This is a genomic window from Dissulfuribacter thermophilus (assembly GCF_001687335.1).
Classification (GTDB): domain Bacteria; phylum Desulfobacterota; class Dissulfuribacteria; order Dissulfuribacterales; family Dissulfuribacteraceae; genus Dissulfuribacter; species Dissulfuribacter thermophilus.
Window position 1 is genome coordinate 26558 of sequence record NZ_MAGO01000007.1, and the last position, 19022, is coordinate 45579.

At 45.7% G+C, this 19022-nt stretch carries 16 protein-coding genes and 5 tRNA genes; 19 read left to right on the plus strand and 2 right to left on the minus strand.

Going from position 1 to position 19022, the window contains the following annotated elements; all coding sequences use genetic code 11:
* Nucleotides 1–19 precede the first annotated feature (19 nt).
* Together DBT_RS06975 and mobA are read right to left on the minus strand one after the other, a co-directional pair.
* Nucleotides 20–928, minus strand: coding sequence for a YkgJ family cysteine cluster protein (locus DBT_RS06975; RefSeq protein WP_067618322.1), 909 nt, complete (start codon nt 926–928; stop codon nt 20–22).
* Between the two features lie 317 nt (nt 929–1245).
* Nucleotides 1246–1905 carry a molybdenum cofactor guanylyltransferase gene (gene mobA / locus DBT_RS06980; RefSeq protein WP_083186691.1) on the minus strand — a complete coding sequence of 220 codons (660 nt, stop codon included), beginning with the start codon at nt 1903–1905 and terminating at the stop codon, nt 1246–1248.
* A 240-nt stretch (nt 1906–2145) separates the two neighbouring features.
* Between mobA and aprB the strand changes: the two genes are divergently transcribed.
* The 19 genes from aprB (at nt 2146) to rpoB (ending at nt 19016) form a co-directional block, all read left to right on the plus strand.
* Nucleotides 2146–2592, plus strand: coding sequence for an adenylyl-sulfate reductase subunit beta (gene aprB / locus DBT_RS06985; RefSeq protein WP_067618327.1), 447 nt, complete (start codon nt 2146–2148; stop codon nt 2590–2592).
* 63 nt (nt 2593–2655) lie between these two features.
* Nucleotides 2656–4644 (plus strand): adenylyl-sulfate reductase subunit alpha, encoded by a 1989-nt coding sequence (aprA, locus tag DBT_RS06990; protein WP_067618330.1) that lies wholly within the window; start codon nt 2656–2658, stop codon nt 4642–4644.
* 177 nt (nt 4645–4821) lie between these two features.
* Nucleotides 4822–6069, plus strand: a complete 1248-nt coding sequence (locus tag DBT_RS06995; protein ID WP_067618332.1) for a CoB--CoM heterodisulfide reductase iron-sulfur subunit A family protein — start codon at nt 4822–4824, stop codon at nt 6067–6069.
* Complete coding sequence (locus tag DBT_RS07000) at nt 6069–8390, plus strand: FAD-dependent oxidoreductase (protein ID WP_067618335.1); 2322 nt, start codon at nt 6069–6071, stop codon at nt 8388–8390. The genes DBT_RS06995 and DBT_RS07000 overlap by 1 nt, the downstream gene beginning before the upstream one ends.
* A gap of 30 nt (nt 8391–8420) precedes the next feature.
* Nucleotides 8421–9638, plus strand: coding sequence for a quinone-interacting membrane-bound oxidoreductase complex subunit QmoC (qmoC, locus tag DBT_RS07005; protein WP_141674242.1), 1218 nt, complete (start codon nt 8421–8423; stop codon nt 9636–9638).
* A gap of 244 nt (nt 9639–9882) precedes the next feature.
* Nucleotides 9883–9958 (plus strand) — tRNA-Thr (locus DBT_RS07010).
* Nucleotides 9959–9968: 10 nt separating this feature from the next.
* Nucleotides 9969–10053: transfer RNA gene (locus DBT_RS07015), tRNA-Tyr, on the plus strand.
* A 16-nt stretch (nt 10054–10069) separates the two neighbouring features.
* A tRNA-Gly gene (locus DBT_RS07020) sits at nt 10070–10146 on the plus strand.
* Between the two features lie 7 nt (nt 10147–10153).
* Nucleotides 10154–10229, plus strand: a tRNA-Thr gene (locus DBT_RS07025).
* Between the two features lie 27 nt (nt 10230–10256).
* Nucleotides 10257–11447, plus strand: coding sequence for an elongation factor Tu (gene tuf, locus DBT_RS07030; RefSeq protein WP_067618340.1), 1191 nt, complete (start codon nt 10257–10259; stop codon nt 11445–11447).
* A gap of 4 nt (nt 11448–11451) precedes the next feature.
* Nucleotides 11452–11607, plus strand: a complete 156-nt coding sequence (gene rpmG / locus DBT_RS07035; protein ID WP_067618342.1) for a 50S ribosomal protein L33 — start codon at nt 11452–11454, stop codon at nt 11605–11607.
* Nucleotides 11608–11618: 11 nt separating this feature from the next.
* Nucleotides 11619–11694, plus strand: a tRNA-Trp gene (locus DBT_RS07040).
* Entirely contained in the window at nt 11662–11994 is a 333-nt protein-coding gene (gene secE / locus DBT_RS07045; RefSeq protein ID WP_161939934.1) for a preprotein translocase subunit SecE, read from the plus strand. The genes DBT_RS07040 and secE overlap by 33 nt, the downstream gene beginning before the upstream one ends.
* A 28-nt stretch (nt 11995–12022) precedes the next feature.
* A complete protein-coding gene (nusG, locus tag DBT_RS07050; RefSeq protein WP_067618348.1) occupies nt 12023–12556 on the plus strand; it encodes a transcription termination/antitermination protein NusG in 534 nt (177 codons plus the stop codon).
* 15 nt (nt 12557–12571) lie between these two features.
* Nucleotides 12572–12997 carry a 50S ribosomal protein L11 gene (gene rplK, locus DBT_RS07055; RefSeq protein ID WP_067618351.1) on the plus strand — a complete coding sequence of 142 codons (426 nt, stop codon included), beginning with the start codon at nt 12572–12574 and terminating at the stop codon, nt 12995–12997.
* A gap of 13 nt (nt 12998–13010) precedes the next feature.
* Nucleotides 13011–13718 carry a 50S ribosomal protein L1 gene (gene rplA, locus DBT_RS07060; RefSeq protein ID WP_067618354.1) on the plus strand — a complete coding sequence of 236 codons (708 nt, stop codon included), beginning with the start codon at nt 13011–13013 and terminating at the stop codon, nt 13716–13718.
* 136 nt (nt 13719–13854) lie between these two features.
* Nucleotides 13855–14379, plus strand: coding sequence for a 50S ribosomal protein L10 (gene rplJ, locus DBT_RS07065; protein ID WP_067618357.1), 525 nt, complete (start codon nt 13855–13857; stop codon nt 14377–14379).
* Nucleotides 14380–14404: 25 nt separating this feature from the next.
* Nucleotides 14405–14794, plus strand: a complete 390-nt coding sequence (rplL, locus tag DBT_RS07070; protein ID WP_067618360.1) for a 50S ribosomal protein L7/L12 — start codon at nt 14405–14407, stop codon at nt 14792–14794.
* Nucleotides 14795–14939: 145 nt separating this feature from the next.
* Nucleotides 14940–19016, plus strand: coding sequence for a DNA-directed RNA polymerase subunit beta (gene rpoB, locus DBT_RS07075; RefSeq protein ID WP_067618363.1), 4077 nt, complete (start codon nt 14940–14942; stop codon nt 19014–19016).
* The last annotated feature ends 6 nt before the right edge of the window (nt 19017–19022 follow it).

Genomic DNA, 19022 nt, shown 5'->3' on the forward strand with positions numbered 1-19022 from the left:
GGTCAGCAGCTTGCCATTTTTACTTTCTGCCTTTCATTAATTTCTCCAAACGCCTTTGTTTTTTCTTGCGTCTTTTAATAATTTGTTTGACAGTTTTATCAAGGATGTCTTTTCTCAGCTGTATTATTTCAGAGTCTGCTCCAAATACTGCTGTCTTCAGGTATTCAAAGCCAAACTGCATGAGTTCTACGTCGTCCTCTAAAATCTTCTTCAATACGTCTTCTTTTACGATATAGGTATCTAAGAATCTGCTTTCAAAAACAAATTTCCTGAAGCGCTCCATATTGGTAGTGGCCATGTAAAAAAGTTCTCTGGCCCTTGGTGGCATTTCTGTTTCTTCGCCAAAGGAACGTTTCCTCAAAATGAGTTCAAGCCAGCCCCTGTTCATGGAATCATAAAGATCTGCTTCCTGGTCGGCACGCCATGAATCAACTGTCCATGTGGCTGGCTCCTCAAAGCCTTTACAATGAGCTTCTTTTACAACGAAGAAGAATTCCTCTTCTTCTCCAGCATGCTTTTCCTGCTGTCTCAGGCTTGCTATCCCTATTGGGTAATATCTGCAGGAAACGGGTCTGTCAGTATAAATCTGGCAGCCCTCAGGGGTTACAAAAGGACACTGTCCGTCTCGTTCTTCCATCATTTTGAGGCGTGCCACCGGAATACCGGTAATTCCCAGGAGCTCAGGTTCAGTATAGAGCCTGAGGAATAGGTCTGAGGTAAGTCCAAGTCTAGTCTTCATTCTAATGATATCGTAAGGTGTGAGGATTATGTTCATGTTTCTGCAACACTTTGTGAAACACGATACCCCTGGATGACACTTGAACTGAAACTCGCTGTCTCTCTCAAGTCTTACTGGCTGAATAGCGCTTCCTGGTTTATTCTTTTTAAGAGCCTGATCTACCCTTTTTTCCAAGTCTTTTAAGGCCATCTGTCACCTTCCAATAAAAAAGTAAATTTATTTTCTAATTGAATATCGAAATTCTTAATAAGCTTGTGTCAAATGCTTACAAAGTCAAGAAATCATGACATTGAAGCAATTCATCACTGCATTGCCTGAGGCTTACCACCGAGTAAGCAAAGGAAGTATAATTTATAAAATCCGTTCCTGGAAGATTGCTGAAGACTTTTCCTAAATAGTAGCATCTGCCTTGCATCCCAAGAGCACAATCAGTGTTTTTGGCTGAGATTGGGGCGAGACATTGGCAATTGCAGCCCATTTGAGCGGTTACATTTAATATGGTTTGGTCAGGAATTCGATATTCGTTCTTCATTGTCTGAGACGCATTTATCATATAATTGAGTAGCTTTTTCAAGGTCTAATTTAGTATTAATATTTAGTACTGAAAGTTCTGTAAAGAAATTTTGTGGAAGTTCGTCCAATCTAACAATAGTATGTGGCACAGATTCTACCAGTCCTTTTAAAGAAAGATTTCCTGATAAAATTCTTTTTTCTACAATGGAGACTAGTTCTTTTTTATATATAGCATGAAGGGGTTCAAGCCCTTTTTGGCTGAGGGGGACAACTACTGGTGCGCTTGAGCGAATAGATCTCATGTGCGCCACTAGCTTATCGCTCAAAAAGGGCATATCGCAGGCAATCAAAAAAACCCTATCAGATCTAGCATTTAGCAGAGAGGCATGAAGTCCAGCTAATGGGCCTTTCCCCGGATAAATATCCTTAATTACTTTCACACCGAAGGACTTATAGGGGGCGGCATCCCTTGCAACAATGAATAGCTCTTCAGTATTCTTGTGAAGAATATCTATAATCTTTTTAATTATTGGGATTCCATGAATAGGAAAAAGTGCTTTATTTTCTCCAAATCTGGAACTCTTTCCTCCTGCGAGTATGGCACCTGTCATGAACTCACAATACGTCAATTTTTCCCTCTTGACAATTTCCATCGCCCTTAATATAAACTATGCCACTGAGTGGTGATTCAGTTTTGGGGTTAAATAGTCAAATAGTATTAAGATTCACTATTGAACAGTCCTTTAGGGCTCAGGAATCGGACCAAATGAATAAGAGAATAGAGAACTATATTTTATCAGCCTATATAATTCGCTCTATGAGGACCAAGCACAATGGTCGTTGGCCATTGTGCTTTTTTTGTCAATAAATAAAAATAATAGGAGGTATGTAAGATGCCAAGCTTTGTCAACCCGGAAAAGTGTGACGGTTGCAAAGGCGGGGAGAAGACAGCATGTATGTACATCTGCCCCAATGACCTCATGGTCCTTAATCCGGATGCTATGAGGGCCTACAACCAGGAACCAGACCAGTGCTGGGAGTGCTACAGTTGTGTTAAGATCTGTCCTCAGGGTGCTATTGAGGTGCGTCATTATGCAGATATCGCCCCAATGGGTGGTTACGTGCAGCCAATGCGTGGTACTGACTCCATCATGTGGACAGTTAAGTTCCGTAATGGCAACATGAAGCGCTTTAAATTCCCCATCAGGACCACTCCAGAAGGTTCAATCAAACCCTATGATGGCAAGCCAAGTCCTGGTGCAGATCAGCTCGACAATGAGCTTCTTTTCACTGAGACAGAAGGTGGCAGGGCAACCTGCAAGCCCTCAGACTTTTCCTAAGTCGTGACGAGGGATGTGGCTATAACGAACTAAATAAAATTTTTAAAATAAGGAGGATTTAAAATGGCACTTCCTAATAAACCAACTTGGGAGCTTTTGGCAGAGCCTGATCTTTCCAAGGTTCCTGTAGAGGAGCATGAATATGATGCCCTCCTCGTTGGCGGTGGTATGGCTTGCTGCGGCGCAGCATGGGAAATTGGAAAGTGGTTGCCCGATGGTGCAACCTGTGCTCTCGTAGACAAGGCTGCTCTTGAGCGTTCAGGTGCAGTTGCACAGGGTCTTTCAGCTATCAATACATATATTGGTGAGAATACTCCAGCAGACTACGTCCGCATGGTCAGGAATGACCTTATGGGTGTTGTCCGTGAGGACCTTATCTTTGACCTTGGACGTCACGTCGACGATTCAGTCCATCACTTTGAGGAGTGGGGACTTCCAATCTGGAAGAAGAAGGGTTCTGAAGGAAAGAAGCTTACTGAGGGCGGCGAGCCAGTCCGTACCGGTAAGTGGCAGATTATGATCAACGGTGAATCCTACAAGTGCATCGTTGCAGAGGCAGCCAAGGCAGCACTTGAGGAAAAGGGTTATGATCTCTTTGAGCGTATTTTCATCGTCAAGCTCCTCCTTGATGCCAACAAGCCCAACACCATCGCTGGTGCTGTTGGCTTCAGCGTACGTGAGAACAAAGTGCACATCTTTAAGGCAAAGGCAATACTTGTTGCCTGCGGTGGTGCAGTCAACATCTTCCGCCCACGTTCAACCGACGAAGGTAAGGGTCGTGCATGGTACCCAGTATGGAACGCAGGTTCCACCTACACCATGTGTATGCAGGTCGGTGCCGAGATGACCATGATGGAGAACCGCTTCACCCCATCCCGCTTCAAGGATGGTTATGGTCCTGTTGGTGCATGGTTCCTCCTCTTCAAGGCAACCGTGACCAACGGTTATGGTGAGCACTATCTCAAGAGTGATGCATGTAAGGCAGAGCTTGAGAAGTATGCTCCATATGGAACTGCTCCGATTATCCCAACATGTCTCCGTAACCATCTCATGCTCTTTGAGATGAAAGAAGGCCGCGGCCCAATCTATATGGACACTGCAGCAGCACTCAATGCCTTCCTCGAGGAGAAGAGGGCAGAGGGTATGGATGAGAAGTCCCTCAAGAGATACTGGAAAGAGCTCGAGAGCGAGGCATGGGAAGACTTCCTTGACATGTCAGTTGGTCAGGCAGGTCTCTGGGCCTCAATGAATATCGAGCCTGAGAAGGTTGGTTCTGAGATTATGCCAACAGAGCCATACATGCTTGGTTCACACTCTGGTTGCTGTGGTATCTGGGTCAGCGGTCCAAATGAGGACTGGGTACCAGATGACTACAAGTGGGGATACAACCGTATGACCACAGTAAATGGTCTCTTCACCGCTGGTGACGGTGTCGGTGCATCAGGCCATAAGTTCTCCTCAGGTTCACACGCTGAGGGTCGTATTGCTGCAAAGGCTATGGCCCGCTACATCCGTGACAACAAAGATTTCACCCCAACTATAAAGCAGAGCGCTGATGAGTTGAAGGCTGAAATCTACAAACCTGTAACCGTCTACTATGAGAACTATCAGAAGACCACCCATGAAATGGTCAACCCCAACTACATCAAGCCACGTCATATGATGGAACGCTTGATGAAGTACACTGACGAATACGGTGCAGGTTGGTCACCATACTATATGACCAACGCAAAACTTCTTGATATTGCAATGCAGCATCTCCAGTGGCTCCGTGAAGACTCTGAGAAGATGGCTGCTGGTGGTCTCCATGAGCTCCTCCGCGCATGGGAGAACCTCCACAGGATCTGGTGTGTTGAGGACCACCTCCGCCACATCCAGTTCCGCGAAGAGAGCCGTTATCCTGGATTCTATTATCGCGGTGACTTCCCAGAAGCCGACTCCAAGACCTTCGAGGAAGGCGGATGGAAGTGCTTCGTAAACTCCAAGTACAATCCTGAGACCGGTGAATGGGAAGTTATGAAGAAGCCATGCCATCAGATCATTCCTGACTAATATTTGGGAGTGATGGTGTGGGCTTGAATTAGGCTGTAATCCAGGCACTGCATAGCAGCGGTGCCTGGATTTTTGTATAATGAAAAGATATATATAGGTGTAGGTGTAGGTGTAGGTGTAGGTAAAGCTTGCAAATACACCTACACTTACATCAAAAATGAAAAAAGGAGCGGGCTTATGAGTGATAAGATTCTGGTTATTGGTGGCGGCTTTTCGGGGCTTACGGCCGCATGCGAGGCCGCCGAAATGGGTTATGAAGTAGCAATTGTTGAAAGAGAAGATTATTTAGGAGGTCGAGTGGCTCAGCTTAACAAGTATTTTCCTAAGCTGTGTCCACCTACCTGCGGATTGGAGATCAATTTTAAAAGGATTCGCACAAATCCTAGAATAACATTTTACACACGCTCAGAGGTGGAGTCCGTGTCTGGTGGACCTGGGGCTTATAATGTAAAGATCAAAGTTAACCCAAAGTATACCACACCTCAGTGTATGAACTGTAAGCCAGGCGAGGCAGCTGCAACGACAGAGGTACCAAACGAATTCAATTTTGGGATGGATACTAGGAAGGGAATTTATCTTCCTCACCCTATGGCCTTCCCAAACCAGTGTGTAATGGATCCCGCTGTAGCACAGTCTGATGAGGGCAAAGCCATTGAGGCAGCTATGCCTGCCGGCCACATCGACCTTGGCCAACAGCCCGAGACAATAGATCTGAATGTGGGCGCCATCATCATAGCAACTGGGTGGGATCCCTACGATGCAACAAAGATGGACAATCTCGGATTCGGAAAGTATGAAAATATAATCACCAACATGATGATGGAGCGTATGGCATCTCCATCAGGACCAACCGGTGGAAAGATCCTTAGGCCTTCAGATAAAGAGGCTCCTAAGAGTATTGGATTCGTACAGTGTGCAGGTTCCCGCGATGAAAATCACCTGCCCTACTGTTCATTCATATGCTGCATGGCCACATTAAAGCAGATCACCTATATAAGAGAACAATACCCAGATACGGATGTTTATGTCTTTTATATAGATATTCGTGCAGCAGGTAGGAAATATGAGAATTTCTATGCCAAGGTAAAGGCAGACGAAAAGGTGAAATTTATCAAAGGAAAGGTTGCCGAAGTACGCGAGGGATCAAGCCCGGGAAGTGTGATACTGGTTGCAGAAGATACTATCGGGGGCGGAAAAGTAGAGCAAGAAGTCGACCTTGCAGTATTGGCAACTGGAATGCAGCCAACAGGTGCCAAGGTAAAGATACCTGGTATTCAATATGATGAAGATGGTTTTGTGGTGCAACAAGAAGGCATCATCCCCTGTGGATGTGCTAAGAGGCCAGCAGACGTTGTATCATCGGCCCAGAGTGCCACAGCCGCAGCATTAAAGGCAGTTCAGACCATTGTTAGGAGGGCAGGATAATGTCAAAAAAGATCGGAGTATATATATACACAGGAGATGGAATCAAGGAGGCCATTGATGTAGACAAGCTTGTAGAGCTTGCTACAGGAGAACTGGGCGCCACAGTGGCCAAGACCCATGAGAATCTGTACTCACCAGATGGCGTTGCAATGGTGAAGCAGGACGTGGAGTCTGAAGGCCTTAATGCCATAGTGATTGCTGGTGTATCCCCAAGACATGAATTTAAAGAATTTGATTTTCCAGGGGTTTACCTTGAAAAGCTTGGCCTTAGAGAGTTAGTGGCCTGGAGTCATCAAATTTCAGAAGATGACGAGAATGCTGATGCCAAAAAGGAACATGTACAGGAACTGGCAGAGGATTACATTCGCATGGCTGTTACCAAGGTTCAGAAGGCAGAAATGCCAGAGCCTGATAAGATGGAGCAGCCAAGCGACCGCATCCTAGTAATTGGTGGTGGTGTAACAGGTATGACAGCAGCACTAGAGGCTGCCGAAGCTGGTTATAAGGTAACAATAGTAGAAAGAGAACCTGAACTAGGTGGTTTTGCTGCTAAATTGAGAAAACAGCTTCCTCTTGGCCCTGATTATTCTCAATTGGTACCTCCTCTTGTTCAGGATCTTATCTCTAAAGTACAGTCCAATGATAATATTGAAGTGAAGACCTCAACTGAGGTTGCACGTATTGCAAATGTCCCAGGTGATTACCGAGTGTCATTTAAAGAGGCAGGAACAAAGAGCGAGTGGGATGCACCTGTGCCCCTTACAGATGAAGAAAAACTTGATGAAAACGGTAACGAGCTTCCGGCTGAAGAATTAAAGAAGAAATACGAAGAAAAGAATGAAGGACGAAAAGAATATACGGAAGTAGATCCAAATGCTGAGGTCTACGGAGCAGTTATAGTTGCATCTGGATGGAAGCCATACGTGCCGGCAGAAGGTGAATTTGAACATCTGGCATGGGGCAATCCAAATGTAGTTACTAACTGCCAGTTTGAAGAACTTGCAAAGGCTGGGAAGGTCAAGAGGCCCTCTGACGGAAAAGAAGTAAAGGCTGTTGCCTTCATTCAGAGTCCAGGTGGTAAAGACGACGATGCTGACTTTCCATATGCTTCTGCAGTAACAAGTCTCGTTTCATTAAAACAGGCAAAATACGTTAGAGAGGATCAGCCTGAAGAAGGTAAGGCCTACATCTTTTATCAGCACATGAGGACACCTGGTCAATACGAATATTTCTATAAGGGACTCCAGGACGATCCAGGCATCTTCCTTGCCAAAGGCTCAGTTACAGAGGTAAAGGACAATGGCCAGGGTGGCCTTACAGTTAATGTAGAAAATACTCTTCTTGGCGATTCAATTAGCGTAGATGTGGATATGGTTGTCCTTGCTACGGGAATGGTACCAACCACAAGGGATGAAGCAGTTGTAAACCTGGCATACAGACAGGGACCTGCCTTTAGGGATCTGGATCTTTTTGGAGGATATTGTGATTCTAACTTCATCTGCTTCCCCTATGAGACAAGACGTACCGGAATCTATGCCGCAGGTGGTGTACACAGGTCCATGACCATTAAGGAGGCAATGGAAGATGCAGCTGGGGCAGCATTAAAGGCAGTACAGTGTATTAAGGCTGCCCAGGAAGGTCATGCTGTCCATCCAAGAACTTGGGATTATGATTATCCAAGCTTCTACTTCCAGCGTTGTACCCAGTGTAAGCGTTGTACTGAGGAGTGTCCATTTGGCGCACTGGACGACGATGAAAAGGGAACACCCAAGCCGAATCCAACAAGGTGTAGGCGTTGCGGGACCTGTATGGGTGCATGCCCAGAGAGGATCATTGGATTCAAGGATTACAACATCGATGTTGTGGGATCTATGATTAAGGCCATTGAGGTCCCAGATGATGACGATGAAAAACTCCGCATGATAGTCTTTGCCTGTGAGAACGATGCGTATCCATGCCTTGATATGGCTGCATCCAAGGGCTACTGGTGGTCTCCATTGGTGAGGATAATACCAGTGAGATGCCTTGGTTCCGTAAACGTGGCCTGGATTAAGGATGCCATGTCAAGTGGTATGGACGGAGCACTGCTGCTGGGATGTCGTTTTGGAGATGACTATCAGTGTCACTTTGTAAAGGGAAGTGAGCTTGCAAACCGTCGTATGGAAAACGTTGCTGAAACACTGAACTCCCTTGGTATGGAACCTGAGAGAGTAAAGCTTGCACAAGTCGCCATTGACGAGTACGATAAGGTACCTGAAATCATCAACAATTTTGTTGATGAAATAATGGAAATGGGACCAAACCCATTCAAAGGCTGGTAGTAGGAGGGAAAAAATGGCCGACCAAAAAAAGTGCAGCCGGATCTCGGGTTCGTACAGGGGGTTATGGATGCCGGTGGCGACACCGTTAACAGGTGCTACCAATGTGCTACCTGTTCGGTGGTGTGCCCTCTCTCTACAAATGAGAGCCCTTTCCCGAGAAAGGAAATGCTATGGGCACAGTGGGGGCTTGCTTCTAGGGTAGCAGGCGATGCAGACGTGTGGCTCTGTCATCAGTGCGGAGACTGCACTAAGTACTGTCCGAGGGGAGCAAGACCAGGAGACGTCCTTGGGGCAATTAGGGCAAATGCCATAAAGTATTATGCTACTCCCAAGGCACTAGCTGACATGCTAAGTAGCCCAGGAGGGATGTGGGGTGCAGTAGTAGCTGCAGCTGTATTGTGGCTTATTGTGGCTGCAATCTGGTCCCAAGTAACAGGCGAGGCCTTTCCATTTCCAGAGGGGCATATCGAGTTTCATAAATTCCTGAGTGTGATTCCCATTGACGCTGTGGTTCTGCCTGTTGTGGCCTTTGTGGTGTTTGCAAGCTACAAGGGAATAGTGTCCTTTTGGAATGACATCAGTGAAGGTGCTGGATTGCCAAAGTCCTTTAACGGTACATATCCAGCTCCACCTATAGGGATACTGGTATCAAACTACCTAATCCCATCAGTAAAAGAGATACTGAGTCATGAAAGGTTTAAAAAGTGTGGCCAGACTGCCGAGAGAACAAAAGGCCACCAGTGGGTATTGATAGCCTTCATCATATTATTTATCGTCACTACTATCGTGATGATTTATGCAGACGTCCTCGGCGGACTACTGGGAATAGAGGGGTTCCATACGCCGTTGGCCCTATGGAATCCTGTAAAAATTGCTGCAAATATCGGCGCCTTCTTGCTCATAGCAGGTATATGGATGATAAAGTCCATGAGGGATCAGAAGACCAAGGAAGGCGTGCTAAAGAGCTCTGCTCAGGACTGGAATCTGATCTGGTTGATATTTGCAGTAGGTATAACAGGGCTTGGGTCAGAGGTGTTCAGGCTGGTTCACCTTAAATTCCTGGCCTATCCAGTCTACATAGCTCATTTGGCCTGCGTCCTTATCCTGTTCCTTTCATTGCCTTACACTAAGTTTGCTCACCTCATTTATAGGACCACTGCCTATGTGCACCAGAGGTGGGCAGAGGATGTGAAGGCAGGAAGAGCAGGCTTTGGCTTGGAAAAGCCTGTAGGAACCGATGAACACTAGAAATAGATCATGACCTAGTTTTAATCAAAGGCGTCCACTGGACGCCTTTTTTTTTAAATCTCCTTTCTAGGGGAATTGACGAGTTGGTTGGGGAAAATATTGATTTATTGACATTGATTATATATAATGCCGCGTAATTTCTCTTAACGTAGCTCTTTGACAAATCAGGTAATTGTGGTAAAAGATTATAAAAAAAGTCTTGCGTTTTGAAAAAACATAGCTATTATATCAGCCTTAGTTCCGGGCTGGCGTAGCTCAATTGGTAGAGCAGCTGATTTGTAATCAGCAGGTTGGGGGTTCAAGTCCCTTCGCCAGCTCCACCAGAAATGTGGAGAGGTTCCCGAGCGGCCAAAGGGGGCAGACTGTAAATCTGCTGGCGAAGCCTTCGGAGGTTCGAATCCTCCCCTCTCCACCACAATCGCGAAACTAGAGCGGGAATAGCTCAATTGGCTAGAGCATCAGCCTTCCAAGCTGAGGGTTGCGGGTTCGAGTCCCGTTTCCCGCTCCATTATATTGCCCACGTAGCTCAGTCGGTAGAGCACTTCCTTGGTAAGGAAGAGGTCACCGGTTCAATCCCGGTCGTGGGCTCCATAAAAATTCTTTTGGGGAGCAAAGACTATGAGTAAGCAGAAGTTTGAGCGTACTAAGCCACACGTAAATGTAGGTACCATCGGGCATATCGACCATGGTAAAACTACTCTTACAGCGGCGATAACAAGATATTTGGCAGAGAAGGGTGCTGCAGAGTTTATACCCTTTGATGAAATAGATAAGGCCCCTGAGGAAAGGGAAAGAGGAATTACTATTGCTACAGCACACGTTGAGTATGAGACTGATAAGCGTCACTATGCCCACGTGGATTGTCCGGGTCACGCAGACTATATCAAAAATATGATCACTGGTGCCGCACAGATGGACGGTGCCATATTGGTCGTGGGTGCAGATGACGGTCCAATGCCTCAGACCAGGGAGCACATCCTCCTTGCAAGGCAGGTTGGAGTCCCTGCTATCGTAGTGTTTTTGAATAAGTGCGATATGGTGGATGATGAAGAGCTTATTGAGCTCGTTGAGCTTGAGCTGAGGGAGCTTCTTTCTAAGTATGAATTCCCAGGAGACGAAATCCCAATAATCAAGGGTAGCGCACTAGAGGCATTGAACAATCCAAACGATCCAGAGAAGACCAAGTGTATCCAGGAGCTTTTGGATGCGCTTGATAGCTATATCCCAGAGCCTGAGCGCGACGTAGACAAGCCATTCTTGATGCCGATTGAGGACGTATTCAGCATCAGTGGACGTGGAACAGTTGTCACTGGTAGGGTAGAGCGCGGCGTAATAAAGGTTGGTGAAGAGGTAGAGATAGTAGGGCTTCGTCCGACCCAGAAGACAGTCTGTACTGGACTTGAGATGTTCCGTAAGCTTCTGGATGAGGGTCGCGCAGGAGACAACATTGGAGTCCTTCTCCGCGGTGTAAAGAGGGACGAGGTAGAGCGTGGTCAGGTAGTGGCAAAGCCTGGCAGTATCACACCTCATACCAAGTTTGAGGCTGAGGTATACGTACTCACCAAGGAAGAAGGTGGGCGTCATACTCCATTTTTCGCAGGGTATCGTCCTCAGTTCTACTTCAGGACAACAGATGTTACCGGTGTGGTTCAGTTGCCTGAGGGAGTTGAGATGGTGATGCCCGGTGACAACGTGAAGTTCACAGTGGAGCTTATACAGCCAATAGCAATGGAGGAAGGGCTACGCTTTGCAGTGCGCGAAGGTGGAAGGACCGTTGGTGCTGGCGTAGTTACCAAGATATTGGAGTAGGGCTATGAGAGATAAGATCGCTCTCCAATGTACAGAATGTAAAAGGAAGAATTATACCACTACTAAAAACAAGAGGACTACGCCTGATAAGCTGCAGCTGAAGAAATACTGTCCATTCGACAGGAGGCATACGCTCCATAAAGAGACAAAAATTAAATAGATATTAGTAGCAGGCCAGTAGCTCTAATGGTAGAGCACCGGACTCCAAATCCGGGTGTTGGGGGTTCGAGTCCCTCCTGGCCTGCCAGTTGCGTTTAATCCTATACACGGAGATGTGATTACAGTGGCTAAGAAAAAGGCACAGAGAAAGGATAGAGTCGAAGGCGCCGAAGCAGCTGGCGCAGTAAAGGCCCAGGGTGCCTCATGGATAAACGATTTTGTGCGGTATCTGAAGGAAGTTCGTGTCGAATTCGATAAAATAACATGGGCTAATAAGAAAGAAACTGTGGGAATTACTGTAGCAGTACTGGCAATTACATTCTTTTTTGCAGCCTATCTAGGCCTGGTAGATTTTGGTCTTACTCAAGTATTAAATCTCCTGTATTAAACTTATATTGGGATAATAAAAGACCGCAATGGCACATAAATGGTATATAGTACATACATATTCTGGCTTTGAGCAGCGAGTAAAGGCTGCTCTTCAAGAGCGTATACGTCAATATGGGCTTCAGGACAAGTTTAGCGAGATAATAGTGCCAACTGAGAAGGTCATCGAGGTAGTCGGTGGTCAGAAGCGCACGGCTTCGCGAAAGGTCTTTCCTGGGTACATCCTGGTAAAGATGGAGCTTAATAACGAGACCTGGCACCTGGTGCAAAATACTCCGAGAGTTACGGGATTTGTCGGTGGTAAGAATACGCCAGTCCCGTTACCTGACGACGAAGCAGAAAAGATCGTCAAGCAGATGGAGGAGCGCAGTCAGAAACCTGTGCCTAAATATCATTTTGAGAAGGGGGACCACGTAATCGTCACTGAAGGGCCTTTTGCCAATTTTCATGGAGTTGTGGATGAGGTGAGACCAGAGAAGGGGAAGGTCCGAGTGATGGTGTCAATATTTGGTAGGGCAACACCTGTAGAGTTAGAGTTTGCCCACGTTCAAAAAGCAGGATAGAAGAGGTACTGAAAAATGGCGAAAAAGGTAGTTGGAAACATAAAACTTCAGATTCCAGCAGGTCAAGCCAATCCATCTCCACCTGTTGGCCCAGCATTGGGTCAGCACGGTGTCAATATTATGGAATTCTGTAAGGCATTTAATGCCAAGACACAGGACCAGGCAGGAATGATAATTCCTGTGGTAATTACTGTTTATGCTGATAGGTCCTTTAGCTTTGTACTTAAGACTCCACCTGCATCCGTACTCCTAAAAAAGGCAGCAGGTATTGAAAAGGGTTCTGGTGTGCCCAATAGGGATAAGGTAGGTAAGGTCACACTCGAGCAGGTTGAGGAGATTGCAAAGATTAAGATGCCAGATCTTACTGCAGCAACACTTGAAGCTGCTATAAAGACGATAAAGGGAACAGCCAGGAGTATGGGAATCGAAGTAGTGGAATAAAGGAGTTTTGATCATGCCAAAGCGTGGAAAGAAATATAGAAAAGTCAAGGAACTAATCGATTCGGCCAAAAGGTATACCTTAGACGAGGCAGTGGATCTTGTTTTAAAGACGCATTATGCCAACTTTGACGAAAGCGTAGATGCAGCTGTAGTCCTAGGCGTGGACCCCAGAAAGGCAGATCAGAATATAAGAGGCTCTGTTGTTCTGCCACATGGTACAGGTAGGGAAGTAAAGGTCCTTGTCTTTGCAAAGGGAGAAAAGGTCAAAGAAGCAGAAGAGGCTGGTGCTGATTACGTTGGTGGAGAGGAGTTAGCTGAAAAGATTCAGAAAGAGGGGTGGCTTGATTTTGACAGAGTAGTTGCCACTCCTGACATGATGGGCGTTGTAGGAAAGCTTGGAAAAATACTTGGGCCTAGGGGGCTAATGCCTAATGCCAAGACAGGTACTGTGACATTCGACGTAGCAAAGGCTGTTAAAGATATTAAGGCAGGAAAGGTCGACTTTAGGGTAGACAAGGCCGGAGTTTTGCACGTTCCAATAGGACGGGTCTCTTTTGGAAAGGACAAGATCAAAGAGAATTTTTCAACATTAGCTGAAACAGTACTCAGATTAAAACCGTCCTCTGCAAAGGGAGCTTACGTAAAAAGTGTAACCCTATCCACAACAATGGGCCCAGGTGTAAAGGTCGATACTGGAGAATTCAGGCAAGTCGCAGCATAGACCCTGCTGCTCAATGTCAAAGACAGTAGGTACACCGCGGTGTTTAAAGGAGGAATAGACCTCCACCTACCGAGGCGTGAGCCTCTGCCTTTGGCAAAGAAATACAGGCCATATAGGCAGAAAGGGGGGATAAAGATTGGCACTCACTAGAAAAGAAAAAGAAGAAGTGGTGAAGGCGCTCCATGAAAAATTCGAGAGCGCTCAGAGCGTTATTCTCACCAAATTTTCCAAGATGACCGTATCTCAGTCATCAGAACTCAGGAAGAAGATGCGTGATCTGGGTGGCGAATTTAAGGTCTCTAAGAATACTCTCTTTAAGATTGCTGCGCGCGATACCCAGGTCGAGGTAATTTCTGACAAATTCGTTGGGCAAAATGCAGTTGTTATTGCATATGATGATCCCGTGGCAGTAGCAAAGGCACTGTTGGATTTTGCAAAGGACAATGAGGTAATCACTATAGAAGGCGGCGTATTAAACGGTAAGGTTATAGATGCCAAAGGTGTTGAAGCACTATCTAAGCTGCCCACTAAAGAGGTACTTCTTGCTCAACTTCTATCTGTCCTACTTGGGCCACAGCGCGGCCTTGTTCAGGTGCTTGCAGGGGTGCCACGGAAATTCCTGTATGCCCTTAATGCAATAAAAGATCAAAAGTCTGAATAAAAAGATTATCACAGGAGGATATATCATGGCTATCACAAAGGAAGATGTAATTGAATTTATTTCAAATATGACGGTTCTTGAGCTTTCAGAGCTCGTAAAGGAACTTGAGGATAAGTTTGGCGTAAGTGCAGCTGCTCCAGTTGCTGTGGCAGCTGCTGGTGCCGCAGCCGCTGGTGGTGAGGCACAGGAAGCTCAAGAGGAAAAGACCGAATTTGACGTTATCCTTACAGATGTCGGTAGCAGCAAGATTCAGGTCATCAAAGAGGTCCGTGCAGTTACAGGTCTTGGTCTCAAAGATGCCAAAGAGCTCGTCGAGAGCGCACCCAAACCAATTAAGGAAGGCGTCTCTAAGGAAGAGGCAGAAAAGATTAAAGAGCAGATTGAAAAGGCCGGTGCAAAGGTTGAGATCAAATAGCACAGGCATTTTTTTCTAAAAGGCAGATTTCTAGGGGCAGGGGAGTCTATCCCTCTGCCTCTAAAATTTATGGAAATTCGAAGATCGAAATCCTAAACCTTAAATCATACCGAATTAAGCCCCTATTTTAGGCGGAGGTAATTTCATGGCTCCACCAAGAAAAAGATTTGGAAGAGTACGTCCTATTTTGGACGTTCCTTTTCTTATTGAAGTTCAAAAACAGTCTTATGAAAAGTTTTTACAAAAGGATATTGCCCCTGGGGCAAGAGAAAATATTGGACTCCAGGCCGCTTTTCAAAGTGTATTTCCCATTACAGACTTTACAGGGACTTCATCCCTAGAATTTGTGGAATATACAATTGGAGAGCCCAAGTATTCTATTGAAGAATGTATCGCCAGGGGTGTTACTTATGAGGCCCCAATGAGGATAGTAGTTAGACTCCTCAGCTATGATATTGACCAGGAAAGCGGCGCTCAGAGCATTAGAGACATCAAGGAACAAGAAATTTATTTCGGTACAATTCCACTTATGACCCCAACAGGGACCTTTATAGTGAACGGGACCGAGAGAGTCGTGGTCAACCAGTTGCAGAGGAGTCCAGGCGTCTTCTTTGCTCATGACCAGGGGAAAACTCATTCCAGTGGAAAGGTCCTCTATTCAGCAAGAGTCATTCCAGTTAGGGGCTCATGGTTAGACTTTGAATTTGATCCCAAAGACATATTGCATGTGAGAATTGATAGAAGAAGGAAGATACCAGCGACTATTCTTCTCAAGGCAATTGGATATTCAGAGGAAGACATACTAAATGCCTTTTATAATCGTGATATCTATTATCTAGAAGGGGATCTCTGTTATCGTAAAGTCAATGATACCTTACTTTCTCAGAGGGCAAGTCTTGATGTATTAGATCCAGAGACTGGGGAGGTACTTCTCAAGAAGAACAGACGTTTTTCCAAGAGTGCACTTCGCAAGTTTGCTGAAAAGGGTATTGAGCGTGTTCCAGTGGACCCATCGGAACTCATTGGAAAGGTATGTTCCAAGGATATTGTTGATCCAAATACTGGGGAAGTCATAGTACAAAGGAATCAGGAACTTACAGAGGAGATTGTCGCAAACTTAAAGGATGCTGGAATAAAAGAAGTAGAGGTCCTCTTTATCGATGGAATTAAGGTAAGTTCTTCTATCCGAGACACTCTTCTTCTCGATAAAACTACAAATAGGGAAGAAGCATTACTAGAGATATATAGGCGTCTAAGGCCCAGCAGTCCTCTTGTGTTTGAGGCTGCAGAGAAGTTCTTTCAGTCACTATTCTTCAATCCAGATACATATGACTTATCTGAAGTCGGACGCTACAAGATAAATCAGCGTCTAGGCCTGGATATTCCGCTAACTCAACGGGTACTTACACCCGAAGATATATTAGAGACAGTAAAGGAACTGGTCCATCTTAAAGATACCCAGGGAGAAGTGGATGATATTGATCACCTAGGCAATAGGAGAGTGAGATCAGTTGGTGAGCTGGTAGAAAATCAGTACAGAATTGGTCTCGTTCGTATGGAGAGGACCATTAAAGAAAGAATGGCCATCCAAGAGACAGAGACTATTATGCCCAACGATCTCATAAATCCAAAGCCAGTTACCTCCGCTTTAAAAGAGTTCTTCGGTTCAAGCCAGCTTTCTCAGTTCATGGATCAGACCAATCCTCTTTCAGAGATAACGCATAAAAGGCGTCTGTCCGCACTGGGGCCAGGCGGTTTGTCCAGAGAAAGGGCTGGTTTTGAGGTAAGAGACGTTCATCCCACACACTACGGTCGAATTTGTCCCATTGAGACACCTGAAGGTCCAAATATTGGTCTTATTGTCTCCTTGAGTGCCTATTCTCGCATAAATGCCTATGGCTTCATCGAGACTCCCTATAGAAAGGTAAGAGACCGTAAGATTACTGATGAAGTTGTATATCTAACTGCCTTTGAAGAAGAAAAGGAGACCATTGCTCCAGCCACAGTAAGAGTGGATGAGGAAGGACGCATTTTAGACGACACTGTGGGTGTAAGAAGAAAAGGAGAGTTTTTGATCGTACCGGCTGAAGAGATTACAGCTGTAGATATTGCACCTAATCAGCTTGTGAGTATCTCATCTGGACTCATTCCTTTTCTTGAAAATGACGATGCAAACAGGGCTCTAATGGGCTCTAACATGCAACGTCAGGCAGTGCCTTTACTTCAGACTGAGGCCCCTATCGTAGGGACAGGGATTGAGCGAGTTGTGGCAAGGGACTCAGGAGTTGCAGTTCTCGCCAAAAGAGATGGCGTAGTAGAAAACGTGGACAGTACAAGGGTCGTGGTCTGTTATGACGAGGTTCCAGAAAAAGGGCTAACGAGTGAAGTTGTAATCTATAAGTTAAAGAAATTCCAAAAGTCCAATCAGACTACAGTTATTAATCAGAAGCCATTGGTTAAACCTGGTCAACGCATAAAGAAGGGCCAGGTGATAATTGATGGACCAGCAACTCGAAATGGTGAGTTGGCCCTAGGCAAGAACGTGGTTGTGGCGTTCATGCCCTGGCAGGGATACAACTTCGAGGACGCCATTATCGTCAGTGAGAGGATCGTAAAGGAAGATATCTATACCTCCATTCACGTAGAGGAGTTTGAGGTAGAGGCTCGAGATACTAAGCTTGGAAGAGAAGAGATTACGAGAGATATCCCCAATGTAGGTGAAGAGGCCCTTAAGGACCTTGATGAAAGTGGAATAGTGCGAATTGGTGCAGAAGTAAAGGCAGGGGATATCCTTGTTGGCAAGGTTACACCTAAGGGTGAAACCCAGTTGTCGCCTGAAGAAAAACTACTCAGGGCAATCTTTGGTGAAAAGGCTGGCGATGTGAAGGATACCTCTTTGAGGGTCCCACCTGGTATTGAGGGAGTGGTGATTGATGCCAAGGTCTTCTGTAGAAAGGGCGTTGAAAAGGATGCCAGGGCTCAAGCCATAGAAGATCAGGAGATTGCTCAACTCTTAAAGGACCAAGAGGATGAGATATCGATATTGAGGAATATTGTGACCTCCAAGCTCGCAAAACATTTGGAGGGCTTGAGGCCAGCAATTTCTGTGAAAGATAGGTCCGGTAAGATACTTCTAAAGGCAGGAGAAGAGATTACCAGAGATAAAGTTGAGAATATTAAACTTCAGAGACTAAAAGACCTCATCCTCGAAGGCAGAAAAGAGCCAGATCCAATGGTTCAAGATCTGATCACATGGTTTGAGTCTGAGGTCGAGCGCGTAAGAAAGCAATACGAAGAAAAGATCGAGCGTCTTAAAAAGGGCGACGAACTACCTCCTGGAGTAGTCAAGGTCGTAAAGGTGTATGTGGCCATGAAGAGAAAACTCCAGGTAGGGGATAAAATGGCAGGTCGCCATGGTAACAAAGGTGTTGTATCAAAAATCGTTCCAATTGAAGACATGCCCTATTTTGAGGACGGAACTCCTATAGACATCATATTGAATCCCCTTGGAGTGCCGTCTCGTATGAATGTCGGACAGATTCTTGAAGTCCATCTTGGGTGGGCAGCAAAGAATTTGGGAGCGCAGCTCGATGAATTACTCAAGAAGAATGCAATGAATGAGATTAGAAAGAAGCTCAGTGTCATCTATTCAAAGGAAGAGATGGATGAGTATTTTAACAATCTCTCAGACAGTGAGTTGGTTGAGGTAGTAAAGGGCCTTGCAAAAGGCCTACCTGTGGCCACACCTGTTTTTGACGGGGCAGATGAGCAGGAGATAAGAAGGCTCCTAGTGGAAGCGGGACAGTCTGAGCTTGGAGAGGTTAAACTATACAGTGGACTTACAGGCGAACCCTTTGCAGAGCCAGTTACTGTAGGTGTAATGTATATGCTCAAGCTGCATCACCTTGTAGATGAAAAGATTCATGCCCGTTCCACTGGTCCATATTCCTTAGTAACTCAGCAGCCCCTTGGTGGTAAGGCCCAGTTCGGTGGTCAGCGTCTGGGTGAGATGGAAGTCTGGGCCCTCGAAGCATATGGCGCAGCATACTCCCTCCAAGAATTCCTTACAGTCAAATCGGATGATGTTGCTGGTAGAAGTAGGATGTACGAGAAGATCGTCAAAGGCAATAATTTCCTAGAGGCAGGTCTTCCAGAGTCATTTAACGTCCTTGTAAAAGAGCTTCAGGGGCTCTGCTTAGATATAGAGCTTTTGGAAGAATAAGGGAGA

What these genes read in the sequence shown, in the direction of transcription:
- aprB (WP_067618327.1), top strand. Translation starts at nt 2,146, where the DNA reads ATGCCAAGCTTTGTCAACCCGGAAAAGTGTGACGGTTGCAAAGGCGGG.
- DBT_RS06995 (WP_067618332.1), top strand. Translation starts at nt 4,822, where the DNA reads ATGAGTGATAAGATTCTGGTTATTGGTGGCGGCTTTTCGGGGCTTACG.
- rpoB (WP_067618363.1), top strand. Translation starts at nt 14,940, where the DNA reads ATGGCTCCACCAAGAAAAAGATTTGGAAGAGTACGTCCTATTTTGGAC.
- nusG (WP_067618348.1), top strand. Translation starts at nt 12,023, where the DNA reads ATGGCACATAAATGGTATATAGTACATACATATTCTGGCTTTGAGCAG.
- aprA (WP_067618330.1), top strand. Translation starts at nt 2,656, where the DNA reads ATGGCACTTCCTAATAAACCAACTTGGGAGCTTTTGGCAGAGCCTGAT.
- DBT_RS06975 (WP_067618322.1), bottom strand. Translation starts at nt 928, where the DNA reads ATGGCCTTAAAAGACTTGGAAAAAAGGGTAGATCAGGCTCTTAAAAAG.
- tuf (WP_067618340.1), top strand. Translation starts at nt 10,257, where the DNA reads ATGAGTAAGCAGAAGTTTGAGCGTACTAAGCCACACGTAAATGTAGGT.
- DBT_RS07000 (WP_067618335.1), top strand. Translation starts at nt 6,069, where the DNA reads ATGTCAAAAAAGATCGGAGTATATATATACACAGGAGATGGAATCAAG.
- mobA (WP_083186691.1), bottom strand. Translation starts at nt 1,905, where the DNA reads ATGGAAATTGTCAAGAGGGAAAAATTGACGTATTGTGAGTTCATGACA.
- rplK (WP_067618351.1), top strand. Translation starts at nt 12,572, where the DNA reads ATGGCGAAAAAGGTAGTTGGAAACATAAAACTTCAGATTCCAGCAGGT.
- rplA (WP_067618354.1), top strand. Translation starts at nt 13,011, where the DNA reads ATGCCAAAGCGTGGAAAGAAATATAGAAAAGTCAAGGAACTAATCGAT.
- rpmG (WP_067618342.1), top strand. Translation starts at nt 11,452, where the DNA reads ATGAGAGATAAGATCGCTCTCCAATGTACAGAATGTAAAAGGAAGAAT.
- rplL (WP_067618360.1), top strand. Translation starts at nt 14,405, where the DNA reads ATGGCTATCACAAAGGAAGATGTAATTGAATTTATTTCAAATATGACG.